This is a genomic window from Streptomyces sp. RGM 3693 (assembly GCF_050471125.1).
Taxonomy (GTDB): domain Bacteria; phylum Actinomycetota; class Actinomycetes; order Streptomycetales; family Streptomycetaceae; genus Streptomyces.
Map to the genome: position 1 here is coordinate 1,684,031 of NZ_JBMPPQ010000001.1, position 18,000 is coordinate 1,702,030.

The 18,000-nt window shown below is 73.4% G+C and carries 18 protein-coding genes; 10 read left to right on the top strand and 8 right to left on the bottom strand.

Annotated features, from left to right (window positions below; all coding sequences use genetic code 11):
* Positions 1-21: 21 nt before the first annotated feature.
* Positions 22-825 carry an IclR family transcriptional regulator gene (locus ACO0M4_RS07110; RefSeq protein ID WP_430368846.1) on the bottom strand — a complete coding sequence of 268 codons (804 nt, stop codon included), beginning with the start codon at positions 823-825 and terminating at the stop codon, positions 22-24.
* 258 nt (positions 826-1,083) lie between these two features.
* Between ACO0M4_RS07110 and ACO0M4_RS07115 the strand changes: the two genes are divergently transcribed.
* The 4 genes from ACO0M4_RS07115 to alc all read left to right on the top strand — a co-directional run bounded on the left by ACO0M4_RS07115 (position 1,084) and on the right by alc (position 6,131).
* Positions 1,084-1,890, top strand: a complete 807-nt coding sequence (locus tag ACO0M4_RS07115) for an aspartate/glutamate racemase family protein (RefSeq protein WP_430368847.1) — start codon at positions 1,084-1,086, stop codon at positions 1,888-1,890.
* A 42-nt stretch (positions 1,891-1,932) separates the two neighbouring features.
* Positions 1,933-3,486, top strand: a complete 1,554-nt coding sequence (locus tag ACO0M4_RS07120) for an NCS1 family nucleobase:cation symporter-1 (protein WP_430368848.1) — start codon at positions 1,933-1,935, stop codon at positions 3,484-3,486.
* Between the two features lie 150 nt (positions 3,487-3,636).
* Positions 3,637-5,004 (top strand): allantoinase AllB, encoded by a 1,368-nt coding sequence (gene allB, locus ACO0M4_RS07125; RefSeq protein ID WP_430368849.1) that lies wholly within the window; start codon positions 3,637-3,639, stop codon positions 5,002-5,004.
* Positions 5,001-6,131, top strand: a complete 1,131-nt coding sequence (alc, locus tag ACO0M4_RS07130; RefSeq protein ID WP_430368850.1) for an allantoicase — start codon at positions 5,001-5,003, stop codon at positions 6,129-6,131. Before allB ends, alc begins: the two co-directional genes overlap by 4 nt.
* 83 nt (positions 6,132-6,214) lie before the next feature.
* On the opposite strand, the gene ACO0M4_RS07135 is transcribed toward alc, so the two are convergent.
* The 5 genes from ACO0M4_RS07135 to ACO0M4_RS07155 all read right to left on the bottom strand — a co-directional run bounded on the left by ACO0M4_RS07135 (position 6,215) and on the right by ACO0M4_RS07155 (position 10,536).
* Positions 6,215-6,973, bottom strand: a complete 759-nt coding sequence (locus ACO0M4_RS07135; protein ID WP_430368852.1) for a transcriptional regulator — start codon at positions 6,971-6,973, stop codon at positions 6,215-6,217.
* 103 nt (positions 6,974-7,076) lie between these two features.
* Positions 7,077-9,002, bottom strand: a complete 1,926-nt coding sequence (locus ACO0M4_RS07140; protein ID WP_430368854.1) for a beta-N-acetylglucosaminidase domain-containing protein — start codon at positions 9,000-9,002, stop codon at positions 7,077-7,079.
* Positions 9,003-9,170: 168 nt separating this feature from the next.
* Positions 9,171-9,362 carry a DUF6126 family protein gene (locus tag ACO0M4_RS07145; RefSeq protein ID WP_430368855.1) on the bottom strand — a complete coding sequence of 64 codons (192 nt, stop codon included), beginning with the start codon at positions 9,360-9,362 and terminating at the stop codon, positions 9,171-9,173.
* Between the two features lie 89 nt (positions 9,363-9,451).
* Entirely contained in the window at positions 9,452-10,081 is a 630-nt protein-coding gene (locus tag ACO0M4_RS07150) for a helix-turn-helix domain-containing protein (protein ID WP_430368856.1), read from the bottom strand.
* Between the two features lie 68 nt (positions 10,082-10,149).
* A complete protein-coding gene (locus ACO0M4_RS07155; protein WP_430368857.1) occupies positions 10,150-10,536 on the bottom strand; it encodes a VOC family protein in 387 nt (128 codons plus the stop codon).
* Positions 10,537-10,719: 183 nt separating this feature from the next.
* On the opposite strand from ACO0M4_RS07155, the gene ACO0M4_RS07160 reads away from it, so the two are divergent.
* The 3 genes from ACO0M4_RS07160 to ACO0M4_RS07170 all read left to right on the top strand — a co-directional run bounded on the left by ACO0M4_RS07160 (position 10,720) and on the right by ACO0M4_RS07170 (position 13,134).
* Positions 10,720-11,151, top strand: coding sequence for a ribonuclease domain-containing protein (locus ACO0M4_RS07160; RefSeq protein WP_430368858.1), 432 nt, complete (start codon positions 10,720-10,722; stop codon positions 11,149-11,151).
* Between the two features lie 342 nt (positions 11,152-11,493).
* On the top strand, positions 11,494-12,162 hold the full coding sequence (locus ACO0M4_RS07165) for a bifunctional 4-hydroxy-2-oxoglutarate aldolase/2-dehydro-3-deoxy-phosphogluconate aldolase (RefSeq protein ID WP_390023330.1): 669 nt from the start codon (positions 11,494-11,496) through the stop codon (positions 12,160-12,162).
* A 129-nt stretch (positions 12,163-12,291) separates the two neighbouring features.
* Complete coding sequence (locus tag ACO0M4_RS07170; RefSeq protein WP_430368860.1) at positions 12,292-13,134, top strand: transporter substrate-binding domain-containing protein; 843 nt, start codon at positions 12,292-12,294, stop codon at positions 13,132-13,134.
* A gap of 43 nt (positions 13,135-13,177) precedes the next feature.
* Here the strand turns inward: ACO0M4_RS07170 and ACO0M4_RS07175 are convergent, their stop codons facing one another.
* Both ACO0M4_RS07175 and ACO0M4_RS07180 read right to left on the bottom strand, forming a co-directional pair.
* Positions 13,178-13,558 (bottom strand): VOC family protein, encoded by a 381-nt coding sequence (locus ACO0M4_RS07175; RefSeq protein WP_390023326.1) that lies wholly within the window; start codon positions 13,556-13,558, stop codon positions 13,178-13,180.
* Positions 13,559-13,625: 67 nt separating this feature from the next.
* Positions 13,626-14,519, bottom strand: coding sequence for a LysR family transcriptional regulator (locus ACO0M4_RS07180; RefSeq protein WP_430368861.1), 894 nt, complete (start codon positions 14,517-14,519; stop codon positions 13,626-13,628).
* Between the two features lie 61 nt (positions 14,520-14,580).
* On the opposite strand from ACO0M4_RS07180, the gene ACO0M4_RS07185 reads away from it, so the two are divergent.
* From ACO0M4_RS07185 to ACO0M4_RS07195, 3 genes are all read left to right on the top strand, one after another.
* Complete coding sequence (locus ACO0M4_RS07185) at positions 14,581-15,936, top strand: MFS transporter (RefSeq protein ID WP_430368863.1); 1,356 nt, start codon at positions 14,581-14,583, stop codon at positions 15,934-15,936.
* Positions 15,937-16,027: 91 nt separating this feature from the next.
* Positions 16,028-16,771 carry an SDR family oxidoreductase gene (locus ACO0M4_RS07190; RefSeq protein WP_430368864.1) on the top strand — a complete coding sequence of 248 codons (744 nt, stop codon included), beginning with the start codon at positions 16,028-16,030 and terminating at the stop codon, positions 16,769-16,771.
* 181 nt (positions 16,772-16,952) lie between these two features.
* Positions 16,953-17,672, top strand: coding sequence for a GntR family transcriptional regulator (locus tag ACO0M4_RS07195; protein ID WP_430371284.1), 720 nt, complete (start codon positions 16,953-16,955; stop codon positions 17,670-17,672).
* The last annotated feature ends 328 nt before the right edge of the window (positions 17,673-18,000 follow it).

Genomic DNA, 18,000 nt, shown 5'->3' on the forward strand with positions numbered 1-18,000 from the left:
GCGGGACGCCTCACCCGGACATTACGCCGGCGTCTGGTTGGCCAGGGCCACCGACAGCTGGGCGGCCACTTCCTGGAGCACCGGGACGATCTTGTCCGTCGCGGCCTCCGTCACCCGGCCGGTCGGCCCGGAGATGGAGATCGCCGCGGAGGTGGGCGCATTGGGGACCGGGACCGCGAGGCAGCGGACGCCGATCTCCTGCTCGTTGTCGTCGACCGCGTAGCCGAGGCGACGGACGTCGGCCAGGGCGTCGAGGAAGCTTTCCGGGTCGGTGATGGTCTTCTCGGTCGCTGCGGGCATGCCCGTACGGCCGAGGAGCGCGCGGACCTCCTCCGGCGAGTGGTTGGCCAGCAGGGCCTTGCCGACGCCGGTGGAGTGCGGCAGCACGCGGCGGCCGACCTCGGTGAACATCCGCACCGCGTGCCGGGACGGGACCTGCGCGACGTAGACGATCTCGTCCCCGTCGAGGAGGGCCATGTTGGCGGTCTCGCCGGTCTCCTCCACGAGGCGGGCCAGGAACGGCCGGGCCCAGGTGCCCAGCAGTCGGGAGGCGCTCTCGCCGAGCCGGATCAGGCGCGGTCCGAGGGCGTACCGGCGGTTGGGCTGCTGACGGACGTAGCCGCAGGCGACCAGCGTGCGCATCAGGCGGTGGATGGTGGGCAGCGGCAGTCCGCTGCTGCCGGAAAGCTCGCTCAGACCCACCTCACCGCCGGCGTCGGCCATCCGCTCCAGGAGGTCGAAGGCGCGCTCAAGGGACTGGACCCCGCCGCTGGCGCCTGCGGGCTTGGCATCGGCGGCGGAGGTGCTGGCGCTGGACGGCGGCACGTCGCGTTCCTTTCGGGGCGGGTCGGATCGGTCTCGGCTCTATGCCTTACGGGCGCCGGGCCCGACCGGAGCAGCCTACCGGTCACACCGCGCAGGCACACCGCGTATCGCACACTCGTTCCCGCCGGTCAGCGCCCGTATGCCCCGAGGTGCCGCCTCCTTGCCGAGATCCCTTGACGGTGCCAGTGGCCATAGCTACGTTCTGCTGCGCGAAACCTACTGTCCATTCTGTGGAATCCTCCAAATCGTTGGAGCGTCATGCGCATTCTCGTCATGAACCCGAACACCACGGCTTCCATGACCGCTTCGATCCGTGCCACCGCCACCGCGGTCGCCGCACCGGGCACCGAGATCCTCGCCACCGAACCCCTCTGGGGGCCGGAGTCCATCGAAGGCCACTTCGAGGGGTACCTCAGCGCCGCCGCCGTCCTGGACCGGCTCGCCACCCTGGACACCCCGTTCGACGCGCTGGTCATGGCCGGCTTCGGTGAACCGGGCCGGGAGGGCGCCCAGGAACTGCTGGACGTCCCCGTCCTGGACATCACCGAGTGCGCGGCGCAGATGGCGCTGATGCTCGGCCACGCGTACGGCATCGTCACCACCCTCGACCGCGCCGTGCCGCAGATCCGGGACCGGCTGCTGACCGCCGGGCTGCTCCAGCGCTGCGCCGGCGTCCGCGGCGCCGGGCTCGGGGTCCTGGAGCTGGAGGAGGACCCGGAGCGCACCGTCGCAGTGATCATCGAGACCGCCCGCGAGGTGGTCCGGGACGGCGCGGAGGTGATCTGCCTGGGGTGCGGCGGTATGGCCGGGCTCCAGGAGAAGGTCGCGGCGGCGCTGGGGGTGCCCGTCGTGGACGGCGTCGCCGCCGCGGTGAAGTTCGCGGAGGCGGTGGTCGGCCTCGGCCTGACCACCAGTACGCAGCGCAGCTTCGCCCCGCCCCGCCCCAAGGTCATCGGCTCCTGGCCGCTGAGCAGCCACCTCACACGCACGGCCGCGGGGGAGTGGGGATGCATGCAGGATTCCGCCCGGTACACCGCATTTTCCGCGAAGACGTCAGGCATCTGACGACTGACACCTGAGCTCCACCCGACCTGCCTGGGAGAACACATGAGTACATCCCCGCAGCACCGACCGGGACCGCCGGACCCGAGGCTCTACAACGAGGACCTCGCACCGGCGGCGAAGCGCACCTGGGGCACGTACAGCGTCTTCGCGCTGTGGATGTCCGACACCCACGCGATCAGCAACTATGCCTTCGCCGCCAGCCTCTTCGTGCTGGGGCTGCCGGCCTGGGAGGTCTTCACCGCGCTGCTGGTCGGCATCACGCTCGTCTACTGGATGATGAACCGGATGGGACACGCCGGGCACCGCACCGGGGTTCCCTATCCGGTGCTCGCCCGGGCGAGCTGGGGCGTCTACGGCGCCAACATCCCGGCGCTGCTGCGCGCGGTGATGGCGGTGGCCTGGTACGGCATCCAGACCTGGCTGGCCTCCACGGCCGTGGTGCTGCTGACGCTCCAGATCGCGCCCGGTCTTGACGCGTACCACCACAACTCGGTGCTGGGGCTGTCCACCCTCGGCTGGGTCGCGTTCATGGTGATGTGGGGCCTCCAGGCCGCCCTGCTGACCCGGGGGATGGAGTTCATCCGCAAGGTCCAGGACTTCGCGACCGGGCCGGTGGTCTGGCTGGTGGTGCTGGCGCTGGCGGTGTACCTCGTCGTGAAGTCGCACGGTGACATCTCGCTGACCCGCAGCCTGACCGGGCTCAGCGGCACCGCGCAGGTCCAGCAGAGCCTGATCGCGGTCAGCCTGACCGTGGCCACCTTCTTGACCCTGGTCCTCAACTACGCCGACTTCGCCCGCTTCACCCCCGACCACCGCTCCTACCGGCGGGGCAACCTCGTCGGGCTGCCGGTGAACTTCACCGCCTTCGCGGTGGTCGCCGTCCTGGTCACCGCCGGCACCATCGCGGTCTTCGGCGAGGCGATCTACGACCCGGTGAAGGTGATCCAGAAGATCGACAACCCGGTGGTCACCGTCATCGGCGCGCTGGCCTTCATCGTCGCCACCATCGGCATCAACGTCGTCGCCAACTTCGTCTCGCCCGCCTACGACTTCGCCAACCTGCTGCCGAAGTACCTGGACTTCAAGCGCGGCGGCATGATCACCGCGGTGCTGGCGGTGCTGGTCATGCCCTGGAAGCTGTACTCCTCGGCGCTGGTGATCCAGTACTTCCTGGGCGCGCTGGGGGCGTTCCTCGGCCCGCTGGTGGCGATCCTGCTCGTCGACTACTACCTGGTGCGACGGGGGCGGATCGATGTCGATGCGCTGTTTTCGGCCGATGCGGCCGGCGCCTACTACTACCGCCGGGGCTACAACCCGAAGGCCGTGATCGCGTTCCTGCCGGCCGCCGCGGTCTCCGCCGCGCTGGCGCTGATCCCGGTCTTCGACACCGTGGCACCGTTCTCCTGGATCTTCGGGATGGCGATCTCCGGGCTGCTCTACGCCGCGGTCTCGCGCCGCGAGCGGGCCGCGGCGGGTACCGGTCCGATCCCGCAGGACATCATCTCGTCGCAGGTCAGGGGCGAGTCGGTGGAGGAGGTCGAGGGGCCGGAGCGGTCCGGTGCGATCGCCGGGTCGGCCGCCGCACCGGGGTCTTGACGGGTCGGGATCCTGAGTGAAGACTCATTCAACAGACTGTTGAATTCCGTATACCGCCGGTCCACACCGACATTGCGGGGTGCGCGGGATTCCGCGCCAGGGGCGGCACGGCCCGCGGCAGCCGTGCCCCGCACGCGCCGGCGCGCGACGATGAAGCAACGATATGGGAGGTACTGGGTGTCCGAAATAGAGCTGGTGCTGCGTTCCACGCGGGTCGTCACCCCGGAGGGGACGCGGGCCGCGTCCGTCACCGTCAAGGACGGGAAGATCGTCGCCGTCCTGCCGCACGACGCCGCGGCCCCGGCCGGCGCCCGGGTGGAGGACTTCGGTGACGACGTCCTGCTGCCCGGCCTCGTGGACACCCACGTACACGTCAACGACCCCGGCCGCACCGAGTGGGAGGGCTTCTGGACGGCCACCCGGGCGGCCGCGGCCGGCGGTATCACCACGCTCGTGGACATGCCGCTCAACAGCCTCCCGCCCACCACCACCGTGGACAACCTCGACACCAAGCGCGCCGTCGCCCGCAGCAAGGCACATATCGACGTCGGCTTCTGGGGCGGCGCCATCCCCGGCAACGTCAAGGACCTGCGTCCGCTCCACGAGGCCGGCGTGTTCGGCTTCAAGTGCTTCCTGTCGCCCTCCGGCGTCGACGAGTTCCCTGAGGTCGACCAGGAGCAGCTGGCGGCGGTGCTCGGCGAGATCGCCGCCTTCGACGGACTGCTGATCGTGCACGCCGAGGACCCCGGCCACCTGGGTGCCGCCCCCGAGGCGCACGGCCCCAAGTACGCCGACTTCCTCGCCTCCCGCCCCCGGGTCTCCGAGAACGACGCCATCGCTGGCCTGATCGAGCTGGCCCGGAAGCTGGACGCACGGGTGCACGTGCTGCACCTCTCCTCCAGCGACGCACTGCCGCTGATCGCCGCCGCCCGCGCCGACGGCGTCAAGATCACCGTCGAGACCTGCCCGCACTTCCTGACCCTGACCGCCGAGGAAATCCCGGACGGCGCCACCGAGTTCAAGTGCTGCCCGCCGATCCGCGAGGCCGGCAACCAGGACGCCCTGTGGCGGGGCCTGGCCGACGGCACCATCGACTGCATCGTCTCGGACCACTCGCCCTCCACCACCGACCTCAAGACCCCCGACTTCGGCACGGCCTGGGGCGGTATCTCCTCGCTCCAGCTCGGCCTGCCGGCCATCTGGACCACCGCCCGGGAGCGCGGCCACAGCCTGGAGGACGTGGTCCGCTGGATGTCCGCCGCCCCGGCGGAGCTGGTCGGCCTCGGCAGCAAGGGCGCCATCGCGCCCGGCCGGGACGCCGACTTCGCGGTGCTGGCGCCCGACGCGACCTTCACCGTCGACCCCGCCGAACTCCAGCACCGCAACAAGATCACCGCGTACGCCGGGAAGACCCTCTACGGCGTCGTCCGCTCCACCTGGCTGCGCGGCCGGAAGATCAACGACGGCACCACCCTCGCCGAGCCCACCGGCGAACTCCTCGAAAGGCCGCGCGCATGACCACCGGCGAACTCCCGCACTACACCGGGGACGCCAGCCCCTACGGCGGCGGCGACCCCTACGCCGACTACCGCACCCCCGGCCCGGCCGGCTTCCCCTTCTCCCACCTGCCCGACCTCGCCGACCGGCGGCTCGGCGCCGGGGTGCTCGCCGCCAACGACGAGTTCTTCGCCGAACGGGAGAACCTCCTGACGCCCGCGCCCGCCCACTTCGACCCCGAGGCGTTCGGCCACAAGGGCAAGATCATGGACGGCTGGGAGACCCGGCGCCGCCGCGGCACCGACGGCGACCACCCCTTCCCGACCGACGAGGACCACGACTGGGCGCTGATCCGGCTCGGCGCCCCCGGCGTGATCCGCGGCATCGTCGTCGACACCGCACACTTCCGCGGCAACTACCCGCAGTCGGTCAGCATCGAGGGCGCCTGCGTCGAGGGCTCCCCGTCGCCGGCCGAGCTCCTCGCCGACGGCGTCAAGTGGACCCCGCTCGTCCCGCGGACCGCCCTCGGCGGGCACGCCGCCAACGGCTTCGCCGTCCACGCCGAGCAGCGCTTCACCCACCTGCGGCTCAACCAGCACCCCGACGGCGGCATCGCCCGCCTCCGGGTCCACGGCGAGGTCGCCCCGGCGCCCCGCTGGCTGGCCGCGCTGGGCACCTTCGACCTCGCCGCGCTGGAGAACGGCGGCCAGGTCGAGGACGCCTCGGACCGCTTCTACTCCTCGCCCACCCACACCATTCAGCCGGGCCGCTCCCGCAAGATGGACGACGGCTGGGAGACCCGGCGCCGCCGCGGCACCGGCAACGACTGGGTGCGCTACCGCCTCACCGAGCAGTCCGTGATCCGCGCCGTGGAGATCGACACCGGCTACCTCAAGGGCAACTCGGCCGGCTGGGCGGCCCTGTCCGGGCGCGACGGCGAGGACGGCGACTGGGTCGAACTGCTGCCCCGCACCCGACTCCAGCCCGACACCGTCCACCGCTTCCTGCTGACCGACGCGCCCGCGGTGACCCACGTCCGGCTGGACATCTTCCCCGACGGCGGGATCGCCCGGCTCCGGCTGCACGGCGCGCTCACCGAGGAAGGAGCGGCTCGGCTGGCCGCCCGCCACCGGGAACTGAGCGGCTGACCGCCCGGACCCGACCCACCACGCGGCCCTGACGACCCGTCAGGGCCGCGCGGCGTACCTGGCACGCCCCCGAGCGGCTCGGCTCACTCGCCCAGCGAGTCCCAGAACATCACCTCGTACGCCTGGAGGAGCTGCCCGTGGCGGTAGGCCGCCGCCGGCCGCGCCTGGCCGGTGTCGATGCTCTGCTGCACCGCCGCGCGGGCCGCGTCCGCCAGCTCCGGCGCCGGGTCGGCGAACAGCCCGAAGAAGCCGTGGGCCGCCTCGGGGAAGTCGTAGTGCTCCCGCAGCGCGGTCCGGACGGTGGCGCAGTAGCCGCCCCAGGACGCGAAGTTGGCGGTGAGCGCGATCGCCGCGTCGGCGGGCTCCGCGGCCAGCGCCAGCCGCGCCGCGTACGACGGGAACGCCTGGCAGCCGGGGCGCGGCCAGTACTCGGCGATCTCCCGGTCCGTCAGCCCGCAGGCGTCCGCCAGCCCGGCCAGTCGCGCCAGCGCCCGGGTCTCCCCCTGGGCGAGCAGGTCGAAGAAGTCGGCCACCGGCGGATCGCCGTCCGCGCGGCGCGCCAGGTGCTGGAAGCTGATCCGGTCGGCGGCGATGACCTGGTGCTGCTCCAGGGCGAAGGTGGCGAACACCGAACGCGGCTCCTGCCCCGCGGCGATCCGGCGGACGAGCCGGTTGGCGCCGTCCTCCGGGGCGAGCGCGCGGACCGCCTCGTCGAGGACGGCGGCGGCGTCCGGACGCGGGGCGCCGGTGTCACCGCAGCGCGACGGGGGTCCCCCAGGACGAAGGCCGGGGGAGCTTCCCCCTGGGGCGGTGGCGGGCGATGGGCGGGCGGGTCGGGCCATGGCGAACTCCTCCGGGGGACGCGCGGCGGTGGCCGGGGCCTCAGCGTAGGTCCGGCCACCGCCGCGCCGTGGCGGAGTCCGCCGTCGGCGGCCCCGGATCACCTCATTGCGCGTACCGCCCGGCCAGCGCGTCCGCGACGAAGGTGTCCAGCACCCCGTCGCCGACCACCACCGGGATCCGCTTCCCCTTCATGTCCACGTAGACGTACGCCTTGGCCTTCGTGACCAACCCCGGGATGCGGTCCCGCAGTTGCCGGGCCGTTGCCGTGTCGCCCGTCCGGTCCGCCTCGACCAGCCGCAGGGCGTTGCGGGCCGCGACCGCCCAGGCGCGGGTGGCGTTCAGCCACGGCGCGCTCTCCCGGACGAAGCCCCGGTCGGGGAGCCGGTCGCGCAGCACACCGGGTGCGTCCTGGAGGTCGCGCAGCACGGCGTCCAGCCGCCGGGCCTTGCCGTCGTGGTGGAACCGGTCGAGGGAGGCGGACAGTTCGGGCGCCTGCCGAGGGTTGATGGCCGAGGTGTAGTTGACGTCCGCGAAGGCCCGCAGGGCGCGGGCGGTACGGGCGTCGCCGCCGGCCAGCTCCTCGATGGCATCGCTCCAGGAGGCCCGCGCGTCGTAGGCCCGGTCGTTCCAGGTGTAGTCGGCGACGGTGGCCAGGGCCAGCTTGGACGCGGCGGGCTGGATCATCGGGTTCGCGGTGATCCCGGCCAGCTGGGCCGGCAGTCCGGACTCCCGCCCGTTGAACGGCCCGAGCATCAGCCGCTTGCTGACGTAGTCGTTGACCGGGTAGTTGTCCCAGATCAGGATCGGGTGCCCGAAGACCTCCCGGGCCCGCTTCGCCTGCGCGACGGTGATGGTCGGCGCGATCACGCCCACACCCGTCCACTCCACCAGCACGTTCGCGTCCAGCTTGGCGGCGAGCGCCGCCTTGTACGGCGTCGCCTTCAGGTCGTAGTACTCGGTCGGCACCATCTGGAGCGGCCGCGCGCCCGGATGGCGGGCGATGAACTCCCGGTTGACGTGGTTGAGCAGCTGCGCCTGCGCGGTGCCGGCCGCGCCGCCGCCGGTCCCGAACTTCGCCTTGTCCGCGGCGCAGTTCCACTTGGTGTAGCTGATGTCGTCCAGCGGCACGGCGAAGGTCCGCACCCCGATGTCCCACAGCGTCCCGAACTTGACGGTCAGCGCCTTGACGTCGGCGGCCGAGCTGTAGCAGACGGACAGCCCGGGGGAGAGGGCGTAGGTGAACTCCACGTGCCGGGCCCGGGCCCGGTCCACCAGCTCCTTGATGCGGTCCAGCTGGGCCGCGGGGTAGGAATCGCGCCACTTCTCCCTCAGGTAGGCGTCGTCCTTGGGGGAGTAGACGTAGAGGTTCATCTTGTGCCGGGCGGCGAAGTCCAGCTGGTCGAGGCGGGCGGCGTGGGACCACGGGGTGCCGTAGAAGCCCTCGATGACACCCCGCAGCGGGGTCGCCGGCCAGTCCCGGACGACGGTGCCGGGCACGTGGGCACCCGGGCGGTCGTGGTGCGGCAGCAGCTGGCTCAGGGTCTGCGCGGCGTAGTACGTGCCGGTGGCGTCCCTGCCGGCCAGGGCGATCCGGCCGCGGCCCGCGGCCAGCGCATAGCCCTCGGCCGGGAGCCCGGCGGTGCCGCGCGCCCCCAGCCCCTTGAGGGCGCGCTGGGCGCCCGGCCCGTCCACGAAGACGGTCAGCCGCCCGCTCTCCGGGGCGGCCCGGCCGGTCCGAACGACGCGCTGGGCGCCCGCGGCCTTCAGGGACTTCGTCACCAGCGCCAGCGCCGGGGCATCGGTCTTCGGCCCGGCGACGAGGGCCACGGTGCGCGTGACGGTGACGTGGTCGGAGCGGTCGTGGACGGACTGCGGGGCGGGGGAGAGGGCGGCGGTGGCGGGTCTGGCCCGGGGGTCGTCGGGCCCCTGGGCCGGCGCGGCGCCGGACGGCCCCGCCATGCCCGCCAGTGGGATCACGGTGAGGGCCACGGCGAGGCTGGTGGCGGCCGCGGTGCGCGTACGGTGCATCCTTCGGTCCTCCTCGGTACAGCGAGGTTCACGGACGAGTCTGGTGCGTGCGTCGCGCCGCGGAGGTGCTGCCGGGCGCGCGTCGGGCACGGTGCGGCAGCAGGGTTCACCCGATCGCCGGGGCGGGGCAAGGGGGCCCGGGTCAGCAGGACCTGACGGGACGTCCTCCTAGGACCGGGACTTGGCGATGAGCACCAGCAGGCTCATGAAGGCCAGCAGCACATGGGTGGCGACGACGTAGATGAAGACCCGCACGTACAGGCCGCGCGGTGGCTTGTTCTCGACGTAGCGGCGGGAGATCGGGGCGTCGGGCGCGCCCTCGGCGGCCGGGGGAGTGGCGGGGGTGGTGTGGTCGGGCATGGCGGACGGTCCTTCCCTTCCGGAACGGTGAACGGTGGACGGCTGACGACGGCTGACGAGGGCTGACGGCGGCTGGCCGACGGCGCGGCTCAGCCGTCGCGGCGGTGCGGGGCACGGTCGCCCAGGCACAGCTCGGCGGCGCCACTCTGGAGCAGCGTGTGCACGAACAGCAGCTCCGTCCCACCGCGCGAGGCGGCGGCCAACCGGTGCGGGGTGAGCGAGTCGAAGTGCGCGGCGTCCCCTGGTTCCAGTACGTGCACCGCCTCGCCGAGGGTGAGCCGCAGCCGTCCGGTGAGGACGTAGAGCCACTCCTCGCCGGGGTGCACCCGCACCAGGTCCCCCTGCGCCCGCTGCGGCACGTGCACCCGCAGGGCTTGCAGGGCGCGACCGGCGCCGCCGACGGTCCAGTACGTCCAGCCGCCGGCCTCCGACGGCTCGGCGCGGCCGGCCCGCACGATGGGGTCCCGCTCCGGGGCGGTCTCGCCGAGCAGGTCGGATACCGTGGTTCCGTACGTCCGGGCCAGGGCCAGCAGCATCGGCAGCGACGGTTGCCGCTGACCGGTCTCCAGCCGTGACAGGTGCGCGGGCGACAGGCCCACCCGCCGGGCCGCGGTCTCCAGCGTCAGTGCGCTGCGTCGCCGCAGCTCACGCAGGCGCGGCGCGACGGTGGACAGCTCCTCCGGGGCGGCGTCGGAGGGCGGATCGGGGAGCTCGGTCATGCTTCCGGTATAACCAGCCTTCGCCTCAGAGGCAAAAACTTTGCCTCTGAGGCAAAACGCCATGTCCGCTACTGGGCGACGTCCTGGGGGTACCAGCGCAGCTCGACGGTGTTGCCGTCCGGGTCGGCGACGTAGATCGACTGCGCGTCGCCGCGGGCGCCGTACCGGCCGACCGGGCCCTCCAGCACGGTGAAGACGCCGGAGTCGATGACCTCCTGCCAGTCCAGCGGATCGACGACCAGACAGATGTGGTCCACGTTGGTGCCGGGGCGGTCGCCGGTGATCAGGTCGATGAGGGTGGTCGGGGTCACCCGCACCGAGGGGAACGGTGCCTCGCCGGCCCGCCAGGCGTCCACCCGGACCGGCTCCAGGCCGAGCGGCCCGCAGTAGAAGTCCAGGGAGCGCTCGATGTCCTGCACTTTGAGGACGAGGTGGTCGAAGTCCTTGACGCGCATGGGGGTTTCCTCCTGTGGGGTGGTCGGTGAGGTGGGCCGGTGAGCGGTCGGTGACGCGGGTGCGGTGGCGGCGGAACATTCGGGACGACTTGGGGCGACGCTGCGGTGTCCGTGTGAACTCCCGGGAAACATCAGCCCCTTGGGATTGACAGGGGCATGTCTACGCGCGTCATGCTGGTGGGCATGAGAATCCCCCCACGGATGACCAGGATCGGCGCCGCCGGCGCCCTTGTATCGGCCCTCTTCCTCGGTGGTACGGCGGTCGCCGCGACGCCCGCCGCCACGGCACACCCGGCCGCGGTCCACACCGCGACTGTTCACGTCAAGTCGGTCGGCAGCGTCTGCTATTCCAAGCTGCCGTCCCAGGCGCACGACACCCTCGACCTGATCGGCAAGGGTGGCCCCTTCCCGTACCCGAAGGACGGCACGGTCTTCGATAACCGCGAGGGCGTCCTCCCCTCCCAGGGCACCGGCTACTACCACGAGTACACCGTGGTCACGCCGGGCGCGCCGAACCGCGGCGCCCGCCGCATCGTCGCCGGTGAGAAGCAGCAGGAGGACTACTACACCGCCGACCACTACGCGACCTTCAACCTCGTCGACTTCGGCTGCTGAGGTCGACCGACGACCGAACCGCACGAGCGGCTCACACGGCGGCCGGGGTGCCCACGCACCCCGGCCGCCGTTGTGCTCCCCCGGACACCGCGATCCCACCTGCCACTTCCCCCTCTCCTCCGCCCATTCTCGGCAGAAGGGGCGCACAGGGGCGCACCCCGCGAGAGGATTGTCAGTGGTTGCCGGTAGCGTTTCGGCAGAAACGAGGAACGGGCGGGCATCGGCGGCAAAGGGGCCATCAGCGGTCAGCCGGCGCGGCGCGCCCCGGAAAGTGCTGGGTCAGTCGTGCGCCGCATCCCCGCGGCGAGGGCGTCGGAGAAGAAGGAAGGACGGCGAACTGCCGTGTATCGCTGGGAGATCACCCGGGCCGCACTGGCGCAGCGCGTTTTCGCCATCGTCCGCAGCAAGACCTACGACGAGGCGAGCGCCACCGCCGACACCTTGCTGTCGGCGGGCATCACGAGCCTGGAGATATCCCTCACCACACCCTTCGCGCTGGAGGCGGTCACCACCCTCACCCGCGAGCTGGGCGACGACGCCGTCATCGGCGCCGGCACGGTCCTTGACGCCGCGTCGGCCAGGATGGCGGTGGACGCCGGCGCCCGCTTCCTGGTCGCGCCGAGCCTGGACGCCGCAGTGATCCGCACCGGCCACCGCTACGGCGTTCCGGTCTTCGCGGGGGTCTCGACACCCACCGAGATCGTGCGCGGCCTGGAGCTGGGCGCGGACGCCCTCAAGTTGTTCCCGGCCGCCGGCCACCACCCGTCCTGGATCAGCGACGTCCGCGCCGCCCTGCCGCAGGCGCCGTTGGTGCCGACGGGCGGGGTGACGACCGAGACCGCACCGGAGTGGATCGCGGCCGGCGCCGTCGCGGTGGGCATGGGCTCGGCCCTGTCGGAGGGGGACCGCGAGACGGTGGCCAAGCGCGCCGCGGACCTCCTGGCTCGGCTCGCCGACGCGGTGCCGCAGCAGCCGGGCGAGGCCGGGGCGACGGACCCGTACGGGGCCTGACGGGGCGGGGCGACGCCCGGGCGGCCGGCGGGTTCCTGGGCCGTCCCACAAGCCGGTCAGGGGGTTCACCCGGCGGCCGGGCTCTGTCACCCTGAGCGCTTCGGCCACCTGATCAGGAGTCAGCCCACGATGAAGCGCGCCGCGACCCTCCCCGCCCTCGCCTGCCTGCTCGCCGTCACCGCCGCGGCCCCGGCGGCCTCGTACGCCGCCGCCCCGGCCGCGGGCACCACCACCGCGGCCACCGCCCAGCGCGACCGGCGGCCGGCCACGCTCCTGGACGAGATCCCGCGCCGCAGGGTGCTGCGGGTCTGCACCACCGGTGACTACCGCCCGTTCAGCTACCGCGACCCCGCCACCGGCAGCTACCGCGGCGTGGACATCGACATGGCCCAGGACCTCGCCAAGAGCCTGGACGCCACGGCCCGTTACGTCCCGACGACCTGGGCCGGGTTGATCGGTGACCTGACGGCCGGCCGCTGCGACATCGGCATGGGCGGCGTCTCGATCACCCTGGCCCGCGCCCGCTCGGTCGCCTTCAGCGAGCCGACCCGCACGGACGGCAAGACCCCCCTCGTCCGCTGCGCTGACCAGGACAAGTACCGGACCCTGGAGCAGATCGACCGGCCCGGCACCCGCGTCGTGGTCAACCCCGGCGGCACCAACGAGCAGTTCGCGCGCGCCCACATCAAGCGGGCCACCCTCACCGTCCACCCGGACAACACCACGATCTTCGACGAGATCATCGCCGGCCGTGCGGACGTGATGATGACCGACGCCAGCGAGACCCGCTACCAAGCCAAGATCCACCCCGAACTGTGCGCGGTCCACCCGGACCAGCCGTTCACCTTCTCCGAGAAGGGCTACGCACTGCCCCGCGGCGACTACCAGTTCACGGCCTACGTCGACCAGTGGGTCCACCTCGCCACCCACGACGGGACGTACCGGAAGTACGAGGACGCCTGGATGAAGTAGCCCGCCGGCGGCCGGGGGCAACTGCCGGACCGGGCGGCCGGGTTCAGTCGGCGGCCGGGCGGCCGTGCCCCAGGACGTTGATCACCCGTCCGTCCGGGTCCTCGGCGAAGAACCGGCGGACGCCCCACTCCTCGTCCCGGAGCGGGTGCACGATCCGCGCGCCGGAGGCCCGGACCGCCTCGTAGGCGGCGTCCACGTCCTCGACCTCGATGCTCAGGTCCGGGGCGACCGGCGCGGTCGCATCGTGCGTCAGGAAGGTGAGTTGCGCGGTGGGGTTGGCGGGGGAGGCCAACGTCATCACCCAGCCGTGGTTCATGACCTCCTCGAAGCCGAGCAGGCCGTAGAAGGCGCGGTGGTCGGCCAGTGCCTCCGGGGCGCCTTCCGGGGCGAGGTGGAGGTCGGGGACGACACGGCGCACGGACACGGGGGCTCCTCGGCAAGCCGGGTACGACGGGCCGGTGGCCGGGCGGGCCGGGCCGGTGCCCGGGATGTTACGCGGACGGCCGGGCCCCGCGGACCGCTTCGACGACATCGCGCAGCACCGTCCGGTGGTCGTCCGCGCGCCAGGCCAGCGCCAGCCGACTGGGGGTCAGGCCGCTGACCGGCCGGGCCACCACACCGGGGCGCCGGTAGATCGCCGCGTTCCCGGCGGCCAGCAGCACCACGCCCAGCCCCTCCTCCACCGCCTCGAACGTCTCGTCCGCACCGGCCACCACGGCCCCGATCCGCACCGGCCGGCCGTTCCGCTCGGACACCGCGAGCCAGTGGTCGCGCAGGGCGCCGGCGCTCTCCGGGAGCGCGAGGAACGGCTCGTCCAGCAGCTCGGCGAACGGTATCTCGGTGGCGTCCGCGAGCCGGTGCCCGGCCGGTAGTGCCACCCAGCGCGGCTCGGTGGCCACCACCTCGACGGCGAACGCCTCCTGGTCCGGGAACGGCAGCCACAGCAGCGCCAGGTCGGCGGTGCCGTCCGCGAGCCCGGCGGAGCCGTCGTCCCAGGCGATCTGCCGGACCCGGATGCGCCAGTTGGGGCGGCGCTCGGCGAACCGCGCCCGGATGGCGGGGAGGAGACCGCGGCCCACGCTGGTGGAGACGCCCAGGGTCAGTTCGGCGGCCTCGGTGGCGGCCGCGTCGCTCACCGCCCGCTGGGTCTCGTCCCAGAGGCCGACGAGCTCCCGCGCCTTGGGCAGCAGCGCGGCCCCGGCCGCGGTCAGCGTCACCGTGCGCCGGTCGCGGTGGAGGAGCCGGACCCGTAGGCCCTCTTCCAGCTGGCGGATCTGCTTGCTCAGCGCCGGCTGTGAGATGAAGAGCCGCTCGGCGGCCCGGGTGAAGTGCAACTCCTCGGCCGTGGCGAGGAAGTAGCGCAGATCGCGGATGTGGGCGTCCATAACCCTTGGCTATCAGAAAAGGTCTTGGACGGGGAACGGCGCCCGGCTGGAGGATCGCCCCATGGACTCCTCGCCCCCGCACCAACTCCCCTCCAATGCCCCGTCGTTGGGGAAGTCTCCGGTGCCCGTGCCGCCGCCGGCGACCGCGGCGCCCGCCCGCCGCAGCCACTGGGGCCGGCTGGTCGCCACCGTCGTGGTGACCATCGCGGCCGTCACCCCGGGGCTGATGGTGCCCGCCCTCGCGGCGCCGGTGCCGGGCGCGCCGCACCTGACCGGTACCGCCTTCGGCGCCGCCGTCACCTGCTTCTTCGCCTGCACCGCGGTGGGCGCCCCGGCGGCCCGTCGGATCGTGCCGCGGCTGCCCGTCCGGGCCGTGCTCGGCGCCGTCAGCCTGCTGACGGCCGCGGTCTTCGCCGGGCTGGCGGTGGCCGGGCAGCAGTGGCAGCTCTGCCTGCTGCTCGCCCTCGCCGGGCTCGGCAACGCCTTCACCCAGCCGGTCGCGGCCCGGGTCATCGCCGCCGACATCGCACCCGGGCGGCACTCCTTCGCGGGCGGTCTCTTCGGCGCGTCCCTCGGCGCCGGACCGTTCCTGCCGGGGCTGCTGGTGACGCTGGTCGGCGCGCCGTACGGGTGGCGGCCCGCGCTGTGGACCGCGGCCGGACTGGCCCTGCTGACACTGGTCGCGGCGGCGCTGGCCCGCCCGACGGGGTCCGGCCCGGCCGTGGCGGAGGCGGGGCGTTCGGGGGACCCCGCGGGGACCCCGAAGGTCGTGGCCCCCGCGCCGCGCACCGTCGGCCGGATCGTCGTCGCCTGGAGCGCCGCCGCGGCCCTGGCGACCATCGGCAACAACGTCGGCGCGGCGTACTTCATCCAGATCGGCACCGCCTCCGGGTTCTCCGCCGCCACCGCCGGGACGCTCCAGATGCTGGCCAGCGTGCTCGGCATCGCGGTCCGCCTCGCCTCGGGCGGACTGGCGGACCGGGCGCCGCACCGGATCCCGCGGACCGTCGCCGTGATGATGCTCACCGGCGCCGTCGGGCTCGCGGTGATCGTCGTGGGCACCCCGGCGGCGTTCGTGGCCGGGGCGCTGCTCGCGGTGGCCGGTGGCTGGGGCTGGACCGGGCTGCTGCTCGCCGCCACCATGCGGCTGCTGCCCGGGGAGAGCGCCCGGGCCGGGGCGGCGATGCAGGGCGGGCTGTTCGCGGGGGCCGCCGTCGGGCCGCTGTCGTTCGGGGTGCTCTCCGGCCACCTCGGCATCCCGGCGACGGTCGGGATCGCCGCGGCCGGTCCGTTGCTGGGCACGCTGCTGCTGACCGCCGGGATCCGGGCACTGGCGAAGGACGCGGCGGGCCGGGCGGCCGTGGACGCGCCGCACGCTCCGGCGGCTGTCCGGGCGGACCAGGCCCGGCGCCGGTGACCGCCCGCCGCTGACCGGCCAGGTATTCCGCACCGCCACCGTCCACCCGCACACCCCTTGCCCTCGCCCGCGCCCGCCGTCAGGAGCCCCCGTGCCGCCCTCCGCCGCCACCCCCACCGCGCACTCCACCCCCGTCTCCCCGGTCTCCCTGGTCACCGGCGCCACCCGGGGCATCGGCCGCGAGGTGAGCCGCCAACTGGCCGTCCGCGGCCACACCGTGCTGCTCACCGGGCGCGACCCGGACGCCGCCCGGCGGGTGGCCGAGGAGTTGCGCGCCGAGGCCGGCACCGCCGACGTCCACCCGCTCCCCCTCGATGTCACCGACGACCGCAGCGTCGCCCGCGCCGCGGCCCGGGTCACCGAGGCGTTCGGCCGGCTGGACGTCCTGATCAACAACGCGGCGATCACCTACGACACCTGGCAGCGGGCGGTCACCGCCGATCTGACGGTGGTGCGCGAGGCGGCCGAAACCAACCTGTACGGGCCGTGGCGGATGGCCATCGCCTTCGCGCCGTTGCTGCGCGCCTCGGCACACCCCCGGCTGGTCAATGTCTCCAGCGAGGCCGCGTCCCTGACGAACATGGGCGGCGGCACCCCCGCGTACTCCGCCTCCAAGGCCGCGCTGAACGCGCTGACCAGGATGCTCGCGGCCGAGCTGCGCCCGGACGGCGTCCTGGTCAACGCGGTCTGTCCGGGCTGGGCGGCCACCGACATGGGCGGGCCGGGCGGCCGTCCGGTCGCGGCGGGTGCGGCGAGCGTCCTGTACGCGGCGACGCTGCCCGACGACGGGCCCACCGGCGGGTTCTTCCGCGACGGCCGCCCGCTGCCCTGGTAGCTCGGCCCCGCTTCCCGCCGCCGAAGGCCGGGGATTTCCCGCCCTTCCGGACACCCTGACCGTCCTTGTCCGGACAATGTGACCTCCGGACTTCCCGTCATCTGTGCGGGCGGATACGCTCGCGAGCGTGGGGAAACGCGATGCAGATGCCGCGGGCGCCGAGGGCCCCGTCCAGTTCAGCGTGGACCGGAACAGCCCGGTCCCGCTGTATTTCCAGCTGTCACAGCAGCTGGAGGCCGCGATCGAGAACGGTCGGCTGGCCCCCGGCAGCCTGCTCGGCAACGAGATCGAACTGGCCGGCCGGCTCGGCCTGTCCCGGCCCACGGTGCGCCAGGCCATCCAGTCGCTGGTCGACAAGGGGCTGCTGGTCCGCCGCCGCGGCATCGGCACCCAGGTCGTCCACAGCCAGGTCAAGCGCCCGCTGGAGCTCAGCAGCCTCTACGACGACCTGGAGGCGGCCGGACAGAAGCCGGCCACCCGCGTCCTGCTGAACACCACCACCGAGGCGGACGCCGAGGTCGCCGCCGCGCTGGGGATCGCCGAGGGAGCGGAGGTCGCCCTGGTCGAGCGGCTGCGGCTGACCCACGGCGAGCCGGTCGCCCACCTGCGCAACCACCTCCCCGCCGGGTTGCTGAAGCTGGAGACCGCCGCCCTGGAGGAGACCGGCCTCTACCGGCTGATGCGGGCGGCCGGGATCACCCTGCACAGTGCCCGCCAGGCGGTCGGCGCCCGCGCGGCGACCGCCGAGGAGGCCGCACGGCTCGACGAGCCCGAAGGCGCCCCGCTGCTCACGATGGAGCGCACCACCTTCGACGACACCGGCCGCGCGGTGGAGTTCGGCTCGCACGTCTACCGGGCGACCCGGTACGCCTTCGAGTTCCAGCTGCTGGTCCGGCCGTGAGGCGCGACGCCGTACGGTGACGGTGGGCCCGGGCCGCGGCGCTCGCTTTCGTCAGAATGTTCTGACAAACCATTGACGCGGCGCGGCGCGCGCCGTTAGAACTCCTCCAGCCGCAATCCCGCGGCGGGGAGCGAAGGCGGCCCACCATGATCTGCGCCAGCACGGCCCGGCCCGCGAAGGGCCGGTCGGGAACCCTGCGAACCCTTACCACCCGGTCCGGATCGACCGGGGCCGGGACCCCATGAAACGGCACAGAACGCCGGTAACGGATACTTGGTCGGTTGCCCGGCCCGGCCGCCGGCCGGCACCGCGGCGACAGCAGACAGAG

Coding starts and splice junctions, on each gene's coding strand:
- ACO0M4_RS07140 (WP_430368854.1), bottom strand. CDS start 9,002: ATGCACCGTACGCGCACCGCGGCCGCCACCAGCCTCGCCGTGGCCCTC.
- ACO0M4_RS07150 (WP_430368856.1), bottom strand. CDS start 10,081: ATGACCGAGCTCCCCGATCCGCCCTCCGACGCCGCCCCGGAGGAGCTG.
- ACO0M4_RS07180 (WP_430368861.1), bottom strand. CDS start 14,519: ATGGACGCCCACATCCGCGATCTGCGCTACTTCCTCGCCACGGCCGAG.
- alc (WP_430368850.1), top strand. CDS start 5,001: ATGACCACCGGCGAACTCCCGCACTACACCGGGGACGCCAGCCCCTAC.
- ACO0M4_RS07145 (WP_430368855.1), bottom strand. CDS start 9,362: ATGCCCGACCACACCACCCCCGCCACTCCCCCGGCCGCCGAGGGCGCG.
- ACO0M4_RS07115 (WP_430368847.1), top strand. CDS start 1,084: ATGCGCATTCTCGTCATGAACCCGAACACCACGGCTTCCATGACCGCT.
- allB (WP_430368849.1), top strand. CDS start 3,637: ATGAAGCAACGATATGGGAGGTACTGGGTGTCCGAAATAGAGCTGGTG.
- ACO0M4_RS07155 (WP_430368857.1), bottom strand. CDS start 10,536: ATGCGCGTCAAGGACTTCGACCACCTCGTCCTCAAAGTGCAGGACATC.
- ACO0M4_RS07120 (WP_430368848.1), top strand. CDS start 1,933: ATGAGTACATCCCCGCAGCACCGACCGGGACCGCCGGACCCGAGGCTC.
- ACO0M4_RS07135 (WP_430368852.1), bottom strand. CDS start 6,973: ATGGCCCGACCCGCCCGCCCATCGCCCGCCACCGCCCCAGGGGGAAGC.
- ACO0M4_RS07160 (WP_430368858.1), top strand. CDS start 10,720: ATGAGAATCCCCCCACGGATGACCAGGATCGGCGCCGCCGGCGCCCTT.
- ACO0M4_RS07170 (WP_430368860.1), top strand. CDS start 12,292: ATGAAGCGCGCCGCGACCCTCCCCGCCCTCGCCTGCCTGCTCGCCGTC.
- ACO0M4_RS07185 (WP_430368863.1), top strand. CDS start 14,581: ATGGACTCCTCGCCCCCGCACCAACTCCCCTCCAATGCCCCGTCGTTG.